The 17,609-nt window shown below is 73.7% G+C and carries 12 protein-coding genes and 2 tRNA genes; 7 read left to right on the top strand and 7 right to left on the bottom strand.

What is annotated here, in order from left to right:
• Positions 1-133: 133 nt before the first annotated feature.
• The 7 genes from serA to ilvD form a co-directional block, all read right to left on the bottom strand.
• Positions 134-1,729 (bottom strand): phosphoglycerate dehydrogenase, encoded by a 1,596-nt coding sequence (serA, locus tag CITRIK5_RS02950; RefSeq protein WP_100058409.1) that lies wholly within the window; start codon positions 1,727-1,729, stop codon positions 134-136.
• Positions 1,730-1,878: 149 nt separating this feature from the next.
• Positions 1,879-2,910: a ketol-acid reductoisomerase gene (gene ilvC / locus CITRIK5_RS02945; RefSeq protein WP_100058408.1), complete on the bottom strand. Its 1,032-nt coding sequence runs from the start codon at positions 2,908-2,910 to the stop codon at positions 1,879-1,881.
• 36 nt (positions 2,911-2,946) lie between these two features.
• Positions 2,947-3,456 (bottom strand): acetolactate synthase small subunit, encoded by a 510-nt coding sequence (gene ilvN / locus CITRIK5_RS02940; protein ID WP_002854209.1) that lies wholly within the window; start codon positions 3,454-3,456, stop codon positions 2,947-2,949.
• 12 nt (positions 3,457-3,468) lie between these two features.
• Positions 3,469-5,370, bottom strand: a complete 1,902-nt coding sequence (locus CITRIK5_RS02935) for an acetolactate synthase large subunit (RefSeq protein ID WP_101967178.1) — start codon at positions 5,368-5,370, stop codon at positions 3,469-3,471.
• A 290-nt stretch (positions 5,371-5,660) separates the two neighbouring features.
• Positions 5,661-6,881: an N-acetylglucosamine-6-phosphate deacetylase gene (locus CITRIK5_RS02930; protein ID WP_123244091.1), complete on the bottom strand. Its 1,221-nt coding sequence runs from the start codon at positions 6,879-6,881 to the stop codon at positions 5,661-5,663.
• Between the two features lie 43 nt (positions 6,882-6,924).
• The gene (gene nagB, locus CITRIK5_RS02925) at positions 6,925-7,710 is read right to left on the bottom strand and encodes a glucosamine-6-phosphate deaminase (RefSeq protein WP_123244092.1); all 786 of its coding nucleotides are present in this window, start codon (positions 7,708-7,710) and stop codon (positions 6,925-6,927) included.
• A gap of 103 nt (positions 7,711-7,813) precedes the next feature.
• On the bottom strand, positions 7,814-9,541 hold the full coding sequence (ilvD, locus tag CITRIK5_RS02920; protein WP_069941567.1) for a dihydroxy-acid dehydratase: 1,728 nt from the start codon (positions 9,539-9,541) through the stop codon (positions 7,814-7,816).
• A 104-nt stretch (positions 9,542-9,645) separates the two neighbouring features.
• Here ilvD and CITRIK5_RS02915 point away from each other — a divergent pair, with 104 nt between their 5' ends.
• The 7 genes from CITRIK5_RS02915 to CITRIK5_RS02885 all read left to right on the top strand — a co-directional run bounded on the left by CITRIK5_RS02915 (position 9,646) and on the right by CITRIK5_RS02885 (position 17,601).
• Complete coding sequence (locus CITRIK5_RS02915; RefSeq protein ID WP_065573672.1) at positions 9,646-10,194, top strand: hypothetical protein; 549 nt, start codon at positions 9,646-9,648, stop codon at positions 10,192-10,194.
• Between the two features lie 67 nt (positions 10,195-10,261).
• Positions 10,262-10,334: transfer RNA gene (locus tag CITRIK5_RS02910), tRNA-Lys, on the top strand.
• 86 nt (positions 10,335-10,420) lie between these two features.
• Positions 10,421-10,909, top strand: a complete 489-nt coding sequence (gene bcp / locus CITRIK5_RS02905; protein ID WP_036382122.1) for a thioredoxin-dependent thiol peroxidase — start codon at positions 10,421-10,423, stop codon at positions 10,907-10,909.
• Between the two features lie 67 nt (positions 10,910-10,976).
• Positions 10,977-11,057, top strand: a tRNA-Leu gene (locus CITRIK5_RS02900).
• Between the two features lie 48 nt (positions 11,058-11,105).
• A complete protein-coding gene (locus CITRIK5_RS02895) occupies positions 11,106-12,770 on the top strand; it encodes an ABC transporter substrate-binding protein (RefSeq protein ID WP_159833063.1) in 1,665 nt (554 codons plus the stop codon).
• Between the two features lie 99 nt (positions 12,771-12,869).
• Positions 12,870-14,360, top strand: coding sequence for a malate:quinone oxidoreductase (locus tag CITRIK5_RS02890; protein ID WP_208011144.1), 1,491 nt, complete (start codon positions 12,870-12,872; stop codon positions 14,358-14,360).
• Positions 14,361-14,367: 7 nt separating this feature from the next.
• The gene (locus CITRIK5_RS02885; protein WP_159833059.1) at positions 14,368-17,601 is read left to right on the top strand and encodes an efflux RND transporter permease subunit; all 3,234 of its coding nucleotides are present in this window, start codon (positions 14,368-14,370) and stop codon (positions 17,599-17,601) included.
• Positions 17,602-17,609 lie beyond the last annotated feature (8 nt).

The following is a 17,609-nucleotide window of genomic DNA, read 5'->3' as shown; positions in this document are numbered from 1 at the left end:
GGTGCGGGGCGGGGCGGGGCTCGGCTGGACGCGACATGGACACCATCTCAACACAGGGCGACGCGCGCCGGCCCGGCGCGACACGGGGCGGTGGGCCCGGCCGGGTGGGATGCCACCCGCCGGCGTCGACGGGTCAGGCGGACAGGTCCACCTCGGCCGCCCGTGCGGCGCCGATCGCGGCGGCCAGCGTGGCCGCGGTGTCTCCGGACAGCGCCCCGTCCAGGGTCAGCACGGCCAGGGCGGCGCCCTCGTCGTCGCGCGAGACGTCCATGCCGGCGATGTTCACGCCCTGCACCCCGAGGGCCTGGCCCAGGACGCCGATGACGCCCGGGCGGTCCTGATAGGCGAACACGAGCAGGTGGTCGGCCAGCGGCACCTCGAGCTCGTGCCGGTCCACGCCCACGAGCTTCTGCACCTGGCGCGGGCCGGTGAGTGTGCCGGTGACGGCGGTCTGGGCGCCCTGCGCGGTCGCGGCGCGCACCGTGACGGTGTTGCGGTAGGACTCGGACACCGCGGTGGTGGTGAGGCGGCACTCGACGCCGCGCTGCTCGGCCAGCACGGGGGCGTTCACGTAGGAGACCTGGTCCGAGACGATGTCCGTGAACACGCCCTTCAGGGCGGCCAGGCGCATCGCGGAGACGTCGTGCTCGGCGATCTCACCGGCGATCTCCACCTCGACGGCCGTGATGGACTGCTCGCCCACCAGCGCGGTGAGCACGCGGCCCAGCTTCTCGGCCAGCGGCAGGCCGGGGCGCACGTCCTCGTGGATCGCGCCGCCGGTCACGTTCACGGCGTCCGGCACGAGCTCGCCGGAGAGGGCCAGGCGCACGGAGCCGGCGACGGCGACGCCCGCCTTCTCCTGGGCCTCGGCGGTCGAGGCGCCCAGGTGGGGGGTGACGACGGCGGAGTCGTGGGCGAAGAACGCCAGGTCCGTGGCCGGCTCGGAGCTGAAGACGTCGATGCCGGCACCCCCGATGGTCCCGGCCTCGAGCGCGCGGGCGAGGGCGTCCTCGTCCACGAGGCCGCCGCGGGCCACGTTCACGATGATCGCGGTGTCCTTCATGCGGGCGAACTGCTCATCGCCGATCATGCCGACCGTCTCGGGGGTCTTGGGCATGTGGATCGTGACCACGTCGGCGCGCTCGAGCAGCTCGTCCAGCTCGACGAGGCTCGCGCCGAGCTGCTGCGCGCGGGCGGTGGTCACGTAGGGGTCGTAGGCGAGGATCTCCATGCCGAACGCCTTCATGCGCTCGGCCACGAGCGCGCCGATGCGGCCCAGGCCGATCACGCCCAGCCGCTTGCCGTACAGCTCGACGCCCGTGTACTTCGAACGCTTCCACTCCCCCGCCTTCAGCGAGCCGTGGGCGGCCGCGATGTTGCGGGCGGCGGCCAGGATGTGGCCGCAGGTGAGCTCGGCGGCGGAGATGATGTTCGACGTCGGCGCGTTGACGACCATGACGCCGGCCTCGGTGGCGGCGGGCACGTCCACGTTGTCCAGTCCGACGCCGGCGCGCGCGATGACCTTCAGCTGCGGCGCGGCGGCGATCGCCTCGGCGTCCATCTGGGTGGCCGAGCGGATCAGCACCGCGTCGACGTCGCGCAGGTCCTCGAGGAGGCGGGCGCGGTCGGCGCCGTCCGTGCGGCGGATCTCGAAGTCGGGGCCGAGGGCCTCGACGGTGGCGGGCGAGAGTTCCTCGGCGATCAGGACGACGGGCTGGGCTGCGCTCACGGGTGCTCCTGGAGGTGTGGTGCGGTGGGATGGAAGGCGGGCCGGCCCGCGCTCCGGTCCGAGCCTAGACGCGTGACCGGACCGTGGCCGGAATGCGACGCCGGCCCCGAAGCGCGATGCCCGGGGCCGGCGTCGGGGGCTCAGGCGGCTCAGCGGGCCGCAGTGCCCTCGGTGTAGTCGTCGTCCGCGTCCTTGAGCCAGGAGAACATCTGGCGCAGCTCGCGGCCGGTCTTCTCGATCGGGTGGGCCTCGCCCCGGGCGCGCAGCTCCTTGAACTCGGGCGCACCGGCCTTCTGGTCGTCCATGAAGCGCTGCGCGAAGGCGCCGGACTGGATGTCGGCGAGGACCGCCTTCATGTTCTCCTTCACGTCGGGGGTGATGACGCGGGGGCCGGAGACGTAGTCGCCGTACTCCGCGGTGTCGGAGATGGACCAGCGCTGCTTGGCGATGCCGCCCTCGACCATGAGGTCGACGATGAGCTTCAGCTCGTGCAGCACCTCGAAGTAGGCGATCTCGGGCTGGTAGCCGGCCTCGGTGAGGGTCTCGAAGCCGTACTGCACGAGCTGGGAGGCGCCGCCGCAGAGCACGGCCTGCTCGCCGAACAGGTCGGTCTCGGTCTCCTCGGTGAAGGTCGTCTCGATGACACCGGCGCGGGTGCCGCCCACGGCCTTGGCGTAGGACAGGGCGAGGGCGTGGGCCTGGCCGGAGGCGTCCTTCTCGACGGCGATCAGCGCGGGCACGCCGCGGCCGGCCTCGAACTCGCGGCGCACCACGTGGCCCGGGCCCTTGGGGGCGACCAGGGCGACGTCGACGCCCTCGGGGGCCTGGATGTAGCCGAAGCGCACGTTGAAGCCGTGCGCGAAGAACAGGGCGTCGCCCTCCTGCAGGTTGCCGGCGATGTGCTGCTCGTACACGTCGGCCTGGACCTGGTCCGGGGTGAGGATCATGATCAGGTCGGCCTCGGCGGCGGCGGTGGCGACGTCGACGACGCGCAGGCCCTCGGCCTCGGCCTTGGCGCGGGACCTGGAGCCCTCGGCGAGGCCGATGCGCACGTCCACGCCGGAGTCGCGCAGCGACAGGGCGTGGGCGTGGCCCTGGGAGCCGTAGCCGATGACGGCCACGGTGCGGCCCTGGATGATCGACAGGTCGGCGTCGTCGTCGTAGAACTTCTTCACGGTCATGCTGTTCTCCTCACGGGATGGGTGGATCGGGACGGGTCAGCGGGCCAGGGCGCGGTCGGTCATGGACCGCGGCCCCCGGGCGAGGGCGAGGGTGCCCGAGCGGACGAGCTCACGCACGCCGTAGGGCTCCATCATCTCGAGGAAGGCCTCGAGCTTGTCACGGGTGCCGGTGGCCTCGAGGGTCAGGGACTCCGGGGCCACGTCGACGACGTGGGCGCGGAACAGGTCGGCCGCCTGGACGACCTGACCGCGGGTGGCGGCATCGGCGCGCACCTTGACGAGCAGGTGGTCGCGCTGAACGGAGGAGTCGGGCGTGAGCTCGACGACCTTGATCACGTTGATCAGCTTGTTCAGCTGCTTGGTGACCTGCTCGAGCAGGTCCGTGTCGGCGTCGACGACCACGGTGATCCGGGACAGGCCCTCGACCTCCGTGACGCCCACGGCCAGCGAGTGGATGTTGAACGCGCGCCGGGCGAAGAGGCCGGCCACGCGGGTCAGGGTGCCGGGCACGTCCTCGACGAGCACGGACAGGGTGTGGCGTTCCATCGGTTGCCCTCCTCAGTCTTCCTGGTCCCAGTCGGGCGTCATGCCCCGGGCCACCTGGATCGCGTCGTTGCTGACCCCCGCGGGGACCATCGGCCAGACCATGGCGTCACGGGAGACCACGAAGTCCACGATCACGGGGCGGTCGTCGATGGCGAGGGCCTGGCGGATGGTGTCGTCCAGGTCCTCCCGGCGGTCGCAGCGCAGGCCCGCGGCGCCGTAGGCGTCGGCGAGCTTGACGAAGTCCGGCACCCGGGCGGTGTCATGGCCCGTGTTGAGGTCCGTGTTCGAGTAGCGCCCGTCGTAGAAGAGGGTCTGCCACTGGCGCACCATGCCCAGCGAGGAGTTGTTGATCACCGCGATCTTGATGGGGATGCGGTTGATCACGCACGTGGCGAGCTCCTGGTTGGTCATCTGGAAGCAGCCGTCGCCGTCGATGGCCCAGACCACGCGGTCGGGTTCGCCCACCTGCGCCCCCATCGCGGCGGGGACGGCGAAGCCCATCGTTCCGAGGCCGGCCGAGTTGAGCCACTGGCGCGGACGCTCGTAGGCGACGAACTGGCTGGCCCACATCTGGTGCTGGCCGACGCCGGCCACGTAGGTGGCCTCGGGACCGGACAGGGCCGACAGACGCGAGATCACCTCCTGGGGCGCGAGGAGGCCGTCCTCGGTCTCGGTCCAGCCCATCGGGTAGGTGTCCTGCAGGCGCCGCAGCACCGCCCACCAGTCGGCGAGGTCGGGCAGCGCCTCGGGGTCCGTCGCGAGCTCGGCCACCAGGTCCGGGATGATCTCCTTGACGTGGCCGACGATCGGCACGTCCGCGGTGCGGTTCTTGGAGATCTCGGCCGGGTCGATGTCCGCGTGGATCACGCGGGCGCCGGGGGCGAACGAGGGCAGGTGACCGGTCACGCGGTCGTCGAAGCGGGCGCCGAGCGTGATCAGCAGGTCGGCCTGCTGGAGCGCGGCCACGGCGGGGACGCCGCCGTGCATGCCCGGCATGCCCAGGTGCTGGGGGTGCGAGTCGGGGAAGACGCCGCGGGCGGTGAGGGTGGTGACCACCGGGGCGCCCGTGAGCTCGGCGAGGGCGCGCAGCTCCTCGTGGGCCTCGCCGCGGGCCACGCCGCCGCCCGCATACAGCACGGGGCGCCGGGCCTCGCGGATCAGCCGAGCGGCCTCGCGGATCTGCCGGGGGTGGCCGCGCAGGACGGGGCGGTAGCCGGGCAGGTCGATCCGGGGCGGCCACGCGAACTCGAACTCGCCCTGCTGGGCGTCCTTGGTGACGTCCACGAGCACGGGCCCGGGCCGGCCCGTGGCGGCGATGTGGAACGCCTCGGCGAGGGCCTGGGGGACGTCCTCGGGCCGGGTCACGAGCCGGGAGTGCTTGGTGATGGGCATCGTGATGCCCACGATGTCCGCCTCCTGGAAGGCATCCGTGCCGATCGCGGCGGAGGAGACCTGGCCGGTGATGAACACGACCGCCTGGGAGTCCATGTGGGCGTCCGCGATGGCGGTCACCAGGTTGGTGGCGCCGGGACCGGAGGTGGCGATGGCCACGCCGACCTTGCCGGTGGCCAGGTGGTAGCCCTGCGCCGCGTGACCGGCACCCTGCTCGTGGCGCACCAGGATGTGGCGGATCCGATCGGAGTCCATGAGCGGGTCGTAGGTCGGCAGGATGGCGCCGCCGGGCAGCCCGAACACGTCCGTGACCCCCAGCTCCTCCAGGGAGCGGATGATGCCCTCGGAGCCGGTCATCCGGGTCGGCTCGACGCGGGAGCCCTCGCCGGGCACCCGCGGCTCGACGATCTCGGGCCGGGGGGCCGGACGGCGCTCCTGGACCCGGGCGGTCTCCGTCGGGCGGGAGGCCGGCGTCGGGACCTGCGGGACCGCCGCGCGGGCGTCGCGGGGGGTCGTGCTCATGGGGTCACCTCACTGCGTTCGTCGCTGCGTGTCCGTCGCGGGGGCGTCGGACGGTCGTCGTTCGGATCCGTCGGGCGTCGGGGACCGTGGCCGCGTCGATGACGGATCGGGCCGGCGTGGCGGAGTCTGAGGTGGGGACACGGGCCGCCGGGTCCTTCGGGGTGGTCTCAGTATCGACAGCCGTGCGCCCCGTCCGCCATCGACCACCCGCCTGTCTCGCAATGTGAGATAAAGCGTCACATCGTGAGACGACCGGGCGGTCGGGGTCGGATCCCGGGCCTGCGCCCACCCTAGTCAGCCGCCGCGGGGGCGGCCGCCTTCACCCACGTTCCGTGATGGAGCACCCCGCGCACCTCGAGCTCGGGGCCGAAGACGACGGCGTCCGCTCGGCTCCCGGCTCGGAGCCGGCCGACGTCGGGAAGCCCCAGGGCGTCCGCGGGCGCGGCCGTCGCCGCCCGCAGCGCGGCGTCGAGGTCGACCCCGGCGACGACGGCGGAGCGCACCGAGCCGGTGACCGTGGCCGTGGACCCGGCGATGGCCCCGGCTGCGCCGTCCGCGCCGACCACCCGCGCGACGCCGTCGTGGACCCGGACCCGCAGCGGCCCGAGGGGGAACTCGCCGTCGCCGCAGCCGGCGGCGGCCATGGAGTCCGAGACGAGGATCCACCGCTCCCCGGCCTCCCGGGCGACCCGCCGCACCGTGGCCGCATGCAGGTGGACGCCGTCCACGATGGTCTCGATCCCCACGCGCGGGTCCTCCAGCAGGGCGACGGCCGGCCCGGGCTCGCGATGGTGGGTGGGCCGGCACGCGTTGTGCAGGTGCGTGGCCATCCGCGCCCCCGCGTCGATCGCCGCGCGCGTGGTCTCGTAGGAGGCGTCCGTGTGGCCGATCGCGACGACGACGCCCGCCTCCGCCAGCCGGCCCACCGCGTCGAGGGCCCCGGGCAGCTCGGGGGCCAGCGTGACCATCGCCAGGTGGCCCGCGCCGACCTCGACGAGGCGAGCGACGTCCTCGGGCTCCGGCGCCCGCAGCGACGCGGCCCGGTGCGCGCCGCGGTGCAGGGGCGAGAGCCAGGGACCCTCGAGGTGCACGCCGGCCAGCACCCCCTCTGCGCACAGGGGCGTCAGGGCCGTCAGCTGCGCCGCGAGCGCGTCGACCTCGTCCGTGACGAGGGAGGCCACCACCGTGGTCGTGCCCGCGCGAACGTGGGCCGCGGCCGCCGCGCGTGCCGCGGCCGCGCCGGACTCGAAGGCGTGTCCGCCGCCGCCGTGGCAGTGCACGTCCACGCAGCCGGGAGCGAGGAGGGCGTCGCCGAGGTCGTGGACGGGGCCGTGGGTGCGCGGCGGGTCCCCGCCCCCGACGGCCACCACCCGGCCCTCGGCCAGGGCGATCCAGCCGGGGCCGCCGAGGCGCTCACCGTCATGGACGCGGTCCGCGCACAGCACCGACGGGGACGCGGCGGCCGGCGACGCCTGCTCGGCGCGCGGCCGGTGAGGGACCGAGGCGGGCACGGATGCACCTTCCGGGGTGGGCGGGTCGATGGACGAGGGGCGCTCAGAGGCCCTGCCAGGACGGCTTGGCCTCCCACATGTGGCGGTACTCCCCCGCGAGCTCGAGTCGCCCGGCGGCGGCCTCGTCCACGAGGACGGTCACATGCGGGTGCAGCTGCAGGGCCGTGACCGGCCAGCGCGCGCTCACGGGGCCCTCCACGAGCTGCCGCACCGCCTCGGCCTTTCCCTCGCCCCGGGCCAGCAGGACCAGGTGCCGGGCGTCGAGGATCGTGCCGACGCCCTGGGTGAGGCAGTGGGTCGGCACCTGGTCGAGGTCGCCGTCGAAGAAGCGGGCGTTGTCCCGCCGGGTCTGCTCGGCGAGCACCTTGATGCGCGTGCGGGAGGCGAGGGAGGAGCCGGGCTCGTTGAACGCGATGTGCCCGTCCGTGCCCACGCCGAGCAGCTGCACGTCCACGCCGCCGGCCTCACGCAGCGCCTCCTCGTAGGCGGCGCAGGCGCCCGGGACGTCCGCCGCCCCGCCGTCCGGACCGTGCACGGCCTCCGGGGCGATGTCCGTGCGCGCGACGAACTCCCGCTCGATCACGGTGCGGTAGGACTCGGGGTGTCCCGCGGGCAGGCCGACGTACTCGTCCAGCAGGAACGCGCGGCAGGAGCGCAGGGACAGCTCCCCGTCCCGGACCCGGCGGGCGAGCTCGGCGTAGACGGGCAGCGGCGAGGAGCCGGTGGCCAGCCCCAGGACGGCCTCGGGACGGGCCGCCACGTGGGCGGCCACCGCGTCCGCGCCGTGCCGGCCCAGGGCGGCGGCGTCGGGCAGGATGACGACCTCCATCAGCGCGCCTCCCGCCCGGGACGCGGCGGGGTTCCCCCGGCCCGGGCGTCGGTCTCGTGCATGCTCATCCTCTGCTCGTCTCGGCGTGCGGGCCGACCGGCCCTCAGCCCAGGTAGGCGCCCTCGGCGGCCGAGTGCACCAGCTTGGCGTACTTGCCCAGCACGCCCGTGGTGAACTTCGGCTCCACCGGCTTCCAGGACTCGCGGCGGGCGGCGAGCTCGGCCTCGTCCACGAGCAGGTCCATGGTGCGTCCGGCGATGTCCACGCGGATGCGGTCGCCGTCCTGCACCAGGCCGATCGGCCCTCCCTCGGCGGCCTCGGGAGCGATGTGGCCGATGCACAGGCCGGTGGTGCCGCCGGAGAAGCGCCCGTCGGTGATCAACAGGACGTCCTTGCCCAGGCCCGCACCCTTGATGGCGCCGGTGATCGCGAGCATCTCGCGCATGCCCGGGCCGCCCTTCGGGCCCTCATAGCGGATGACCACGACGTCGCCGGCGGCGATGGTCCCGTCCTCGAGGGCGTCCATGGCGGCGCGCTCCCGGTCGAAGACGCGCGCGGTGCCCTCGAAGACGTCCGCATCGAAGCCGGCGGACTTCACGACGGCGCCCTCCGGGGCCAGCGAGCCGTGGAGGATCGCGATGCCGCCGTTGGGGTGCATCGCGTCGTCCATGGTGCGGATGACCTTGCCGTCCACCGGGTCCGGATCGAGCGCGGCCAGGTTCTCGGCGAGCGTCTTGCCGGTGACGGTGAGGGTGTCCCCGTGCAGCAGGCCCTCGTCCAGCAGGGCCTTCATGACCACCGGGACGCCGCCGATGCGGTCCACGTCCGTCATGACGTACTGGCCGAACGGCTTGAGGTCGGCGATGTGCGGAGTGCGGTCGGCGATGCGGTTGAAGTCGGACAGCTGCAGGTCCACGCCCGCCTCCCGGGCGATGGCGAGCAGGTGCAGCACGGCGTTGGTGGAGCCGCCGAACGCCATGGTCACGGCGATCGCGTTCTCGAACGCGGGCTTGGTCATGATGTCCCGGGCCGTGATGCCCTGGCGGAGCATGTTCACCACGGCCTCGCCGGAGCGGCGCGCGAAGGCGTCGCGGCGGCGGTCCGCGGAGGGGGCGGCGGCGGAACCGGGCAGGGACATGCCGAGGGCCTCACCGATGGAGGCCATGGTGTTGGCGGTGTACATGCCGCCGCAGGCGCCCTCGCCCGGGGCGATGGACTTCTCGATGCGGAGCAGGTCCTCCTCGGACATGAGACCGCGGGCGCAGGCGCCGACCGCCTCGAAGGCGTCGATGATGGTCACCTGCCTCTCGGTGCCGTCGGTCAGGCGGGCCACGCCCGGCATGATCGAGCCGGCGTAGACGAACACGGAGGCCAGGTCCAGGCGGGCGGCGGCCATGAGCATGCCCGGGAGCGACTTGTCGCAGCCGGCGAGCAGGACGGAGCCGTCCAGGCGCTCGGCCATCATCACGGTCTCCACCGAGTCGGCGATCACCTCGCGGGAGACGAGGGAGAAGTGCATGCCCTCGTGGCCCATGGAGATGCCGTCCGAGACGGAGACCGTGCCGAACTCCAGCGGATATCCGCCGGCGGCGTGGACGCCGTCCTTCGAGGCCTGGGCGAGGCGGTCCAGGGAGAGGTTGCAGGGGGTGATCTCGTTCCAGGACGAGGCGATGCCGATCTGCGGCTTGCCGAAGTCCTCGTCCCCCATGCCGACCGCGCGGAGCATGCCGCGGGCGGCGGTGCGCTCCATCCCGTCGGTGACGTCGCGCGAGCGCGGCTTGATGTCGGGAGCGGCGGACGGGGTGCTGGGAGTCGACGCGGCGGAGTCCATGCCGCGGAGTCTAGTGAGCACGGCGCCACCGGGCCGACGCGACGTCCCCGTGTGACGGGTGCCGCGGCATGACACGTGCGGACGGGTCCGCGTACGTTGGGGCCATGGACACGCCCACCCTGCACAGACGGCTGCGCCGCGTCTTCGATGCGCGCGTGTTCAACCACGGCGACTACAACGTCGTCTACGGCCAGCCCTCGGGCTCTTCCTCCCCCCTCGTGATCGGCTACCGCCACCAGCCGCTCGAGATGCTGCTGTGCCCGTTCGACCCCACCTCCACCCCGGACGACCACGACCGCCGCGCGCCGGGCGTGGCCGAGGACGATCCGCACGGCCCGGTGACCGAGGCCTCCGCGGACCGCGCCGACGTCGTCGAGGTGGGGCTGGCCAACGTGGCCACCGTGGCGGACACGGGCAGCGGCTATCAGGTGGAGACCGTCACGGGCTTCCGGACGTGGTTCGACGTCCCGGAGCACACGCGGGTGCCGGTGGGCGACCTCACGGAGGACGGCACCGCGGAGCTCGACCAGGCCGAGGACGCCACCGACTTCCACGCCTTCATGACCGCCTTCATGGACGAGCTGGACCGCCTCTACGCGGCCCCGGAGCCGGACACGACGGACGTCACGCCCCCCGATTTGCACGGCGTCTGAAACCCCTGGTAGGGTTTCACCTCGTTGCACGGCGCACCGGAGAGATCCGAGAGGCGGTGCGGCATCTGCACCTCTAGCTCAACCGGTAGAGCATCTGACTCTTAATCAGCAGGTTCCGGGTTCGAGTCCCGGGGGGTGCACCCACCGGAGCGAAGGCCCCGTCTCCACGGAGACGGGGCCTTCGTCGTCCCCGCTCCCCGTCCGGGCCCACCGTAGGCTGGGGCCCATGACCGACACGACCCAGCACCGCCTCCAGCCCGGCGACACGGCGCCCGCGTTCACCCTCCAGGACCAGGAGGGCCGGCCCGTCTCGCTGCGCGACAGCGCGGGCAAGCACACGATCGTCTACTTCTACCCGGCCGCGTCCACGCCCGGCTGCACCACGCAGGCCTGCGACTTCCGGGACAGCCTCGCCTCCCTGACCGCGGCCGGCTACGTCGTCCTGGGGATCTCCCCCGACCCGATCGGCAGGATCATCCGGTTCGCCGAGCAGGAGGGCCTGACGTTCCCCCTGCTCTCGGACGAGGACCACGCGGTGGCCGAGGCCTACGGCGCCTGGGGTGAGAAGAAGAACTACGGGCGGACCTTCGAGGGTCTGATCCGCTCCACGATCGTCGTCGGCCCGGACGGGAAGGTCACCCACGCGCAGTACAACGTGAAGGCGACCGGCCACGTGGCCCGACTGCGCCGCACCCTCGGCCTCGACGAGGCCTGATCCGCGCCCGCCGCGCCCGGGCGCCGCACGGTAGGATCGGGGCTCGCCCCGCCCGCGCGGGGTGTGCGCGGGCGTGGCGGAACTGGTAGACGCGCTGGATTTAGGTTCCAGTGTCCTGGACGTGGGGGTTCGAGTCCCCCCGCCCGCACTCCCCGGACCCGCCCGACCCCGACGTCACCCGCCAGAGGAGGCCGCCATGCAGCCCACTCGCCGCGCCTTCCTCGGCGGGGGCCTGGGCCTGCTCGGCCTGGGCGTGGCCGGCTGCGCGACGTCGCCCGCGGCGCCGTCCTCCGCCGCCCCGAGCTCCTCGGGCCCGGGCCGGCTGCTCGTGGTCGGCGCCCCGGCGCGGGCGCTGACGCGGGACCCGGCCCGCGCGCTGGACGTCGAGTCCTTCCGTCTGATCCGCCAGGTCTTCGAGACGCTGCTCGGCGTGGACGCGGACACCGGCGCCCCCACGCCCCGCCTCGCCGAGCGGCACGAGGAGTCCGACGGCGGCCGCCTCCACATGTTCCACCTGGTCTCCGGGGTGGTGTTCGACGACGGCGAGCCGTGCGACGCCGCCGCCGTGGTCGCGAACATCGAGCGGTGGGCCGCCGCCCCTGCGCCCGTGGACGGGACCGTGGCCCCGCCCTCCTCGTTCGTCTCGGCCTTCGGCGGATACGCCGGGGACGCGGACTCCGCCTTCGCCGGCGTCGAGGCCCACGGAGAGCTCGAGGTGCGGCTGCGCCTGCACTCCCCCCGCCGTCACCTCGCGGCCGCGCTGGCCTCGCCGGCCTTCGCGATCTCCTCGCCGGCCTCGTGGGACCGCACGGTCGACGTGGACGGCTCCGAGGTCACCACCCCAGCCGGCACCGGCCCCTACCGCTGGGCCGACGCCGCGGAGACCGCCGAGCTCACGCGCGCCCACCCGGGCGCCTCGGGCGCGACGATCCTGGTCCCCAGCGCCCGCCACCGCGGCTCCGATCCGGCGGCGTACCCGGTGGCCGTGCAGGCGTGGGGTCGGGCCTCCGTGCGCCTGCGGGAGCTGCGGCGCGGCACGGCGGACGTGATCGACGTCGTCGCCCCCGGCCAGCTGCGCCCCCTCGTCGAGGCCGGCACCCAGGTGCTGCCCCGGGACCCCCTGGGCGTGCTCTACGTGGGCATGAACCTGGACCACCCGCGCGTGCGCTCGCAGTACCTGCGCCAGGCGATCGCGTACGCGGTGGACCGCCCGCGCATCGCCGGCAGCGACGTCTTCCTCGAGGGCACCCGCCTGGCCCACGACCTCGTCCCCCCCTCCCTCGGCGTCGGCGACGAGGAGGCGCGGCGCTACGACGTCAACCCGGGCCGGGCCCGCGAGTTCCTCGGCCTGGCGGGATACGACGGGGAGCCGTTGGAGTTCCTCTACCCGGCCGGCACGGCCCGCCCCTCCCTGCCCGAGCCGGAGCGGGTCTACGCGATGGTCGCCCGCGACCTCGGCGCGGTGGGGATGCACATCGTGCCCGTGCCCGTGCCGGAGGACCAGGACTACCTGCACGCCGTCGTCTCCCGACCCACCCGAGCCCTGCACCTGATGGGCCGCACCGGCGACTACCGCGACCCGCACGCGTTCCTCGAGCCCTTCGCGCGCTCGGGCCGCGCCGAGACCGGCTACCGCAACCCGCGCGTCGTCGAGGACGTGGACGCGGCCGCGGCCGAGACCGACGACGACGCGCGCCGCGCCCTGTTCCGCCGCGTCGTCCGGGCCATGGCCCTCGACCTGCCGGCGCTGCCGCTGGTCTATCCGATCTCGGCCCTGGCCACCGGCCCGCGCGTGGCCTCCTACCCGACGTCGCCGCAGCTGGACGAGCCCTTCTCGCGCGTCAGGCTGACCGAAGGCTGAACGCACCGGTAGTACAGTGGGAGATCACGGCGCCCGGCCCGACCGCCACTGCTCGGCCTGGTCGCACTGCGCCCACCCGCCGTCGTTCTGCTTCAGGAGTTGACCGTGCCCACCACCTCGTCCACCGCCACCCACGACGTCGTCCTGATCGGCGGCGGCATCATGAGCGCCACCCTGGGCGTGCTGCTGCAGAAGCTCGAGCCCACCTGGTCCATCGCCCTGTACGAGAGCCTCGATCAGGCCGGCCTGGAGTCCTCCGACCCGTGGAACAACGCGGGCACCGGCCACGCCGCCCTGTGCGAGCTGAACTACTCGCCCATGGACAAGAACGGACGGGTGGACGTCACCAAGGCGCTGGGCATCAACGAGCAGTTCTGGACCACCCGCCAGTTCTGGTCCTCCCTGGTGGCGGACGGCACGCTCAAGGACCCCAAGTCCTTCATCAACCCGCTGCCGCACATGTCCTTCGTGTGGGGTGACGACCACGCGGACTACCTCCGCACCCGCTATGAGGCCATGTCCGCCCAGCCGCTGTTCGCCGGCATGGAGCACAGCGAGGACCCGGAGCAGATCCGTGCCTGGGCCCCGCTGCTGATCGAGGGCCGTGAGCCGGGCCAGCGCCTGGCGGCGTCCCGCAACACCGGCGGCACCGACGTCGACTTCGGCTCCCTCACCCGCCAGCTCATCACGGCCATGGCCGGCGCCGGCGCCGAGGTGCGCTTCGGTCACAAGGTCACCGGCCTCACCCGCGGCACGGACGGCCGCTGGGAGGTCAAGGTCAAGAACAAGGCCGCCGGCTCCGAGGTCGTGGACCGCGCCCGCTTCGTCTTCGTCGGTGCCGGCGGCGGCGCCCTGCCCCTGCTGCAGAAGTCCGGCATCCCCGAGGCCAAGGGCTTCGGCGGCTTCCCGGTCTCCGGCCAGTTCCTGCGCTGCACGGACGAGTCCGTGGTCAACCAGCACATGGCCAAGGTGTACGGCCAGGCCGCCGTCGGCGCCCCGCCGATGTCCGTGCCCCACCTGGACACCCGCTTCGTCAACGGCAAGCGGTCCCTGCTGTTCGGCCCCTACGCCGGGTTCTCCACGAACTTCCTCAAGACCGGCTCCTACCTGGACCTGCCGCTGTCCGTGCGCCCGCACAACCTCAGCACGATGCTGGACGTGGCCAAGGACAACATGGACCTGACCAAGTACCTCGTGACCGAGGTGCTGAAGTCCCGGGACAAGAAGATCGACGCGCTGCACGAGTTCTACCCGGAGGCCGACGGCGCCGAGTGGGAGCTGATCACCGCGGGCCAGCGCGTGCAGGTGATGAAGCGCAAGGGCCGCTTCGGCGGCGTCCTGCAGTTCGGCACCGAGGTCGTCACCCACGCGGACGGCTCGCTCGGCGGCCTGCTCGGCGCCTCGCCGGGCGCCTCCACCGCGGCCCCCATCATGGTGAAGCTGCTCGAGCGCTGCTTCCCCGCGAAGATGGCCGGCTGGGACGGCACGCTCAAGGAGCTCATCCCGTCCCTGGGCCACACGCTCAACGACGACCCGGCGCTGCTGGACGAGGTCCGCACCGCCACGGACGCCGCACTGAAGCTGGCCTGACGCCCCGATGGGAGCGCTCGCACGGTTCTCACTCGGTCGGCGGGCGCTCGTGGCGCTCGTCACCGTGTTCATCGCGGTGTTCGGTGTCCTCTCCGCCGGGCAGCTCAAGCGGGAGCTCATCCCCCCGCTCGAGCTGCCCGTCATCTCCGTCTCGACGCTCTACCCGGGGGCGTCCCCCGAGGTCGTGGACGCGCAGGTGGGCGAGCCCCTCGAGACGGCCCTGCAGGCCGTGGAGGGGCTCGAATCCTCGCGGTCCACGTCGCAGTCCGGCTTCAACGCGGTCCAGCTGGAGTTCGCCTACGGCACAGACCTGAACCGGGCCCGGTCCCAGGTGGACCGGGTGGTCGCCAACCTCGGGCCCCAGCTGCCGGAGGAGGCGGAGACCTCGTCCTTCGCAGGCTCCGTCTCCGACTTCCCGGTGGTCTTCCTCGCCCTGTCCGGGGACGAGGACCTCAACACCCTGCGCCGCCGCGCCGAGGACGTCCTGGCCCCGCGGCTGCAGAAGATCGACGGCGTCCGTGGCGCCGACGTCCTCGGCGGCACGGACGAGAACGTCTCCGTGGTCCCGGACCCGGCCGCGCTCGCCGCCGCCGGGCTGACCACCTCCGACATCACCGACGCGCTCGAGGAGAACGCCGGCCTCTTCCCCGTCGGCCAGGTCACCGAGGGCGCGACCACCTATCCCGTCCAGGCGGGCGCCGCCGTCGAGGACCTCGAGGGCCTGCGCGGGATCGTCGTCGCTCCCTCCGGCGACGGAGAACCGCGCACCCTGGACGAGGTCGCCGACGTCACCCTCGTGGCCGCGGCCCCCACCTCCCTGACCCGCACCGACGGGGTGCCGACGCTGTCCGTCTCCGTGACCGCGACCCCGGACGCCGACCTCGTGGCGGTCTCTCAGGCCGTGCGCGACGCCCTGCCGGAGCTGGCGTCCCTGGTCGGCGGCGGCGCGGACCTGACCGTGGTGTTCGACCAGGCCCCGTTCATCCAGCAGTCCATCGACACGCTGTTCCAGGAGGGCCTGCTGGGCCTGGCATTCGCCGTGCTGGTGATCGCCGTGTTCCTGCTCTCGGTGCGCTCCACCCTCGTCACCGCCGTGTCCATTCCGCTGTCCCTGCTGGCCGCCCTCATCGGGGTGGCGGCCTTCGGCTACTCCCTCAACACGCTGACGCTCGGGGCGCTGACGATCTCGATCGGCCGGGTCGTGGACGACGCGATCGTGGTGGTGGAGAACATCCGCCGGCACCTCGGCCTGGGCGCCGACCGGCGCACCGCGATCCTCGACGGCACGCGCGAGGTCGCCACCGCGATCACCGCCTCCACCCTCGTCTCCGTGGCCGTGTTCCTGCCCATCGCCTTCGTGGGCGGCCTGGCCGGCGAGCTGTTCCGGCCCTTCGCCGTGACCGCCACGGTCGCCCTGCTGGCCTCCCTCGTCGTCGCCCTGACGATCGTGCCGGTGCTGTGCTGGTGGTTCCTGCGCTCCCCGCGGCGCGGGGCCGAGACCACGGCCGCGCCCGCCGTCCCCGGCGACCGGCCCGTGGCGGCCGGCGGATGGCTCACCCGGGCCTACCGCCCGGTGCTGCGCTGGACACAGCGGCACACCGTGGTCACCCTCGCCGCCGCCCTGGCGCTGCTGGCCGGCACGGCCGCGCTGGTCCCGCTGATCCCCACGAACCTCCTGGGCGACTCGGGACAGAACTCGTTCGTCGTCACGGCGGAGCAGGAGCCGGGGACGTCGCTGGAGACCACGGCCGCCGCCGCCGAGCGCATCGAGCGGGTGCTGCTGGACACCGACGGCGTCGAGACGGTCCAGTGGACGGCCGGCACCGCCGCCGGTCCGATGGGGGCCTTCGGCGGCTCCTCGGCGGACCGGGCGCGGTTCACGGTGGTGACCGACCCGGATGCGGACCAGGTGGCCCTCCAGGACGGGGTGCGCGCCGAGCTCACGGGTCTCGACGGCGTGGGCGACGTGTCCGTCTCCACACAGCAGGGGCCGAGCGGCGGCCAGGACATCGAGGTGGCCGTCTCCGCCCCCGACCCGCAGGCCCTCACCGCGGCCGCCGATCAGGTCGCCGAGGCGCTGCGGCCCGTCGAGGGTGCCCGCGAGGTGACGACGCCGGCTTCGGACCTGCGCCCGACGTTCCAGGTGGACGTGGACACCGTCGCCGCCGCCCGGCTCGGCCTGACCGAGGAGGCGGTGGCCGGCCAGGCCGCCGCCGCCCTGCAGGCCGTGCCCGTGGGCGACGTCCGCTTCGGGTTCGAGAGCTTCGCGGTGCAGCTGGGTGACCCGGAGCCGGTCGAGTCCCTCGACGCCCTGCGCCAGGTGCCCGTGGAGACGGCCGAGGGGCCCGTGCCGCTGGGGGACCTCGCCGAGGTCTCGCGAGTGCCGGTGCCCGCCCGGGTGACGTCCTCGAACGGCGAGCGGACCGCCGTCGTCACGGTGACCCCGGACGACGAGGACCTCGGGGCCGTCTCGCGCCGGGTCACGCAGGCCGTGGCGGAGCTGGACCTGCCCGAGGGCGTCACCGCGGCCGTGGGCGGCGCGGCGGAGCAGCAGGCGCAGACGTTCCGGGACCTCGGACTGGCGCTGCTGGCCGCCGTGGCGACCGTGTACGTCGTGATGGTGGCGACGTTCAACTCGCTGCGCCAGCCGCTCGTGCTGCTCGTGTCGATCCCCTTCGCCGCCACGGGCGTGTTCCTGGCGCTGCTGGCCACCGGCACGCCGCTGGGACTGTCCACGATGATCGGGCTGCTCATGCTGGTGGGCATCGTGGTGACGAACGCGATCGTGCTGATCGACCTGATCAACCAGTACCGCCGCGACCGCGGCATGACCCTGGACGAGGCGATCGAGGTGGGCGCGCTCAACCGCGTGCGCCCGGTGGTGATGACGGCCCTGGCCACCGTCCTGGCCATGACCCCGATGGCCCTGGGCATCACGGGGCACGCGGGGTTCATCTCCCAGCCCCTCGCGGTGGCCGTGGTGGGCGGCCTGGTGTCCTCCACCCTGCTCACGCTCGTGCTCGTGCCCGTGCTGTACCGGCTCACCGAGGTCCGCGGGGAGCGCCGCCTGCAGGAGGAGCGCCGTGTCGCGGCCGAGCGGGAGGCGCAGCGCGTCGCGGCCGAGCGCGCAGCCGAGCAGGCGCGCCGGGCTGAGGAGCGTTGGGCGGCCCCGTCCGAGCTCGACGCCGGACGCCTCGGCCGACTCCGGCAGCGCCTCCGCCGGCGGTGGCGCCGGGCCTGACCGCTCGC

It is taken from the genome of Micrococcus sp. 116 (assembly GCF_902506395.1).
GTDB classification, from domain to species: domain Bacteria; phylum Actinomycetota; class Actinomycetes; order Actinomycetales; family Micrococcaceae; genus Micrococcus; species Micrococcus luteus.
This window is presented reverse-complemented; position numbering and strand designations above follow the sequence as displayed.

Coding starts and splice junctions, on each gene's coding strand:
- ilvC (WP_100058408.1), bottom strand. CDS start 2,910: ATGACCGTGAAGAAGTTCTACGACGACGACGCCGACCTGTCGATCATC.
- ilvN (WP_002854209.1), bottom strand. CDS start 3,456: ATGGAACGCCACACCCTGTCCGTGCTCGTCGAGGACGTGCCCGGCACC.
- CITRIK5_RS02935 (WP_101967178.1), bottom strand. CDS start 5,370: ATGAGCACGACCCCCCGCGACGCCCGCGCGGCGGTCCCGCAGGTCCCG.
- nagB (WP_123244092.1), bottom strand. CDS start 7,710: ATGGAGGTCGTCATCCTGCCCGACGCCGCCGCCCTGGGCCGGCACGGC.
- ilvD (WP_069941567.1), bottom strand. CDS start 9,541: ATGGACTCCGCCGCGTCGACTCCCAGCACCCCGTCCGCCGCTCCCGAC.
- CITRIK5_RS02915 (WP_065573672.1), top strand. CDS start 9,646: ATGGACACGCCCACCCTGCACAGACGGCTGCGCCGCGTCTTCGATGCG.
- bcp (WP_036382122.1), top strand. CDS start 10,421: ATGACCGACACGACCCAGCACCGCCTCCAGCCCGGCGACACGGCGCCC.
- CITRIK5_RS02895 (WP_159833063.1), top strand. CDS start 11,106: ATGCAGCCCACTCGCCGCGCCTTCCTCGGCGGGGGCCTGGGCCTGCTC.
- CITRIK5_RS02885 (WP_159833059.1), top strand. CDS start 14,368: ATGGGAGCGCTCGCACGGTTCTCACTCGGTCGGCGGGCGCTCGTGGCG.